The 3,054-nt window shown below is 36.1% G+C and carries 3 protein-coding genes and 1 pseudogene; 3 read left to right on the forward strand and 1 reads right to left on the reverse strand.

Annotated elements, in window-relative coordinates; genetic code table 11:
* Positions 1-512: 512 nt before the first annotated feature.
* The 3 genes from AC06OU_RS04460 (at position 513) to AC06OU_RS04470 (ending at position 2,433) form a co-directional block, all read left to right on the forward strand.
* Complete coding sequence (locus tag AC06OU_RS04460; RefSeq protein WP_475854239.1) at positions 513-872, forward strand: GntR family transcriptional regulator; 360 nt, start codon at positions 513-515, stop codon at positions 870-872.
* 3 nt (positions 873-875) lie between these two features.
* Entirely contained in the window at positions 876-1,709 is an 834-nt protein-coding gene (locus AC06OU_RS04465) for an ABC transporter ATP-binding protein (RefSeq protein ID WP_475854240.1), read from the forward strand.
* 208 nt (positions 1,710-1,917) lie between these two features.
* Positions 1,918-2,433, forward strand: a complete 516-nt coding sequence (locus AC06OU_RS04470) for a hypothetical protein (RefSeq protein WP_475854242.1) — start codon at positions 1,918-1,920, stop codon at positions 2,431-2,433.
* A gap of 312 nt (positions 2,434-2,745) precedes the next feature.
* Here AC06OU_RS04470 and AC06OU_RS04475 read toward each other — a convergent pair.
* A pseudogene (locus tag AC06OU_RS04475) lies at positions 2,746-3,054 on the reverse strand (SAM-dependent methyltransferase); the annotation flags it as partial.

Genomic DNA, 3,054 nt, shown 5'->3' on the forward strand with positions numbered 1-3,054 from the left:
ATCAATCAATAACCAAAACGGTTTTATGTCGTATTTTTTGGTATTTTGATTTTGGGATGAGTTTTGGTTAAAAAATTAAGCTCTATTCATGACAAATTTGAGAGCTAGAAAGGTTATTTCATAAACGTTCGTTTTCGATAATCCCTTAGCGTATAATATCCGCATTTTGTCGGCAGGACCTCTATTATAATACGTCGCATAGTAAGAGCAATTGTAGTTATGCACTTTAGACAACAGTTAGGCTCTCGAGGTTGAGGGTCTAGGTTATTGGACACATTCCACAATTTATTGACATCCACAGCCAGAAAATCTACGAACATTAAATGGCTTTTGGCTACCATCCTCCCTACTACACGCCTCTCGAATAACATCCCTGAACGGATACGAAAAAAATGATGCGTATTTCCATTAGTCCGAAAATAATTCCTTTCAAAAAAATAAGTTGACAGAAAATTCAAATCGTTATACGGTTAGTTACATAACTAATCAACCACTTAACTAGGAGGTGGACTGTGACGCATTCTTTAAATAATGAAAAACCCATTTTCCAGCAAATTCGCGAACGCATTGAAGACGCTATTCTCGATGGAAACCTACAGCCTGAAGATCGCATTCCATCAACAAATGAGTTTGCGAAGGAATATCAAATCAATCCAGCCACTGCTGGCAAGGGAGTGAACGAACTGGTGGATAAAGGGGTTATCTATAAACAACGTGGAATTGGCATGTTTGTTAGTCCACATGCGCGAACGATATTAATCGAAGAACGCAAGAAAAGCTTTATTTCACAATACATTGAACCATTGAAAAATGAAGCAACTAGATTAGGCATTTCGGATGAGGAATTACAAAATATGATACAAAGGGGATAACGTATGATCATTGAAGCGAGAAATGTTAGTAAGTCCTATAAGAAGAAACATGCTTTAGCAAATGTGACATTTAAAATAGAAGGACCTAAAATTGTTGGGTTTTTAGGGCACAATGGTGCGGGGAAAACGACTTTTTTGAATATGCTAGCCGGTCTCATTTCAGCAACTGAAGGAGAAATTTGTGTCAACGGCGAAAATGTCTTCAATGCACAACACATTTTAAGCGAGATTTGCTTTGTTGCAGAAAGTGGGAATTTCCAAGACGAAATCACCGTTGCCCAATGCTTAAAGGCAACTAGCTTCTTTTATCCAAAATGGGATAATGCCCTTGCTAGAGAGTTGCTAGAAGTATTTGCACTCAATCCGAAAGACAAAGTAAAAAGCCTCTCAAAAGGTATGGTGTCTGCACTTGGAATTATTACAGGCTTTGCAAGTAATGCAGCTATAACGATTTTTGATGAGCCGTATATTGGGCTAGACGCGGCAGGGAGAAATTGCTTTTATGATTTATTGATTGAACAGCAATCTGAAAACCCTAGATTATTTTTGTTATCGACGCATTTAATTGATGAGGCGAGTGCGTTATTTGAGGAAATTTTGATTATCCATGAAGGAAAATTATTGTTGCAAAAAAATGCCGATGAATGGCCTCAGCATGTTGTGGCAGTAAAAGGTGCACCCAAAAACGTTGAGCAGGCAATTGAAGGTTTTGAGGTTATTTACAAGCAGTCCTTCATGCATGAAATGTCAGCAGTACTTTTTCAAATGGTAAAGCAATTGAAGCAGAAAACATTACAATTGGAAGTGTGTCATTGCAAGACTTGTTGGTATATTTAAGTAAAAAGCAGAAGGCGAGGTCAACAAAATGAATGTGTTAAAAGGAAGCTTCTACGTCTTTTTTCAAAGCTATAAAAAGGAAAATATCATTTTCTGGTGCATTTTGTTTTCCATAGTCTTTCTGACGATTTTTTTAGATTTATTTTTTGGTAAGTATATCTCTTTTCCCACAACAATTTCCATTCCTGTTTATATTTTTTACAGCATAATGGCTTCGAAGATTTTAAATAGAACAATGCCGTATTTTTTAAAGCTCGGCTTGAGTCGTATACAATATGTATTACATTTAGGTCATTTTTTTCTTGCTTGGAGCATTGCCGGTGCTTTCATTATTGCCTCTACGCATCAAATCATCACATTCTTATGCAAACTGTTAGACGTAAAAGAAATTTTCTTCCTCCACCCTATTTTACTTATCGATACTACCCATCCATTTATGCTGACACTTGCTTTAGACGTCATATTACTTTTGTTCTGCCTAATCTCTGGGCTACTACTAAATGTAGTTTTTTATCGTTTAGGGACAATCGGGGGGTTCAGCTTTATTGGGATTCTTACATTGATTCCGATTATGATAGTCATTTTCGAATGGTATACACCACTTTGGAAGGCATTGTCAGAGGCATCAATTATTACTATTCTCGGCGGGTTGCTAATCATTATTGCCTTGATTTATAGCGTAATTATAGGCGCATTACGAAAAGCTTCGGCGATTCCTGCATAAAGTAAGGATGAGAAGTGTTTAGAACACTTCTCATCCTTTTTAACACTCTTCCACTATGCTACAAGCTCTTGATAGTAAAGCACGCTTATTTAATTGGGCGCATGAAAGAGCTGAATAACCTTCCCAAACCCTCGTTTGGTAACATTGCATAAAAGGATGTTATTCAACAATATGGCCCTTTAACGAAAAAAGAGCCTTTCCTTTATTCAAGGAAAGCGCCCGATTGTTGAAGATCGTTTTTAAACTCAAGCCCCAAAGAAAACCTAAACTTCCATTTGGGTACATTTAGTTTTTTTGTATATTTTTAATACATCATTTCTTTATTTTTAACATAGAATTAGCATTTATCTGAAATTCATATGGTACTACGACTTCTTCAACTGTACACCCTTTGTTAACCAGATAGCTTATTATTTTATCTAAATGCTCGTATCTTTTCCCTTCTAAATCAACTAAAGGGAAAATGCGTACTTCTTCTTTTGTCACTCTTAATAGTTCATTAAGCGTTTCAATGTGAAACTGTTCATCTAAACGGTCTGCATACATAAATAAAAAGTGCGCTGAAAGAAGTATATCAAATTCTTCATTATCAAAAGGTAATGAAGGTAAAGTGACGGGAAT

Source organism: Psychrobacillus sp. (assembly GCF_056205495.1).

Bases quoted from the DNA above. Each gene is read 5' to 3' on its own strand.
- AC06OU_RS04470 (WP_475854242.1), top strand. From the start codon at position 1,918: ATGGCTTCGAAGATTTTAAATAGAACAATGCCGTATTTTTTAAAGCTC.
- AC06OU_RS04465 (WP_475854240.1), top strand. From the start codon at position 876: ATGATCATTGAAGCGAGAAATGTTAGTAAGTCCTATAAGAAGAAACAT.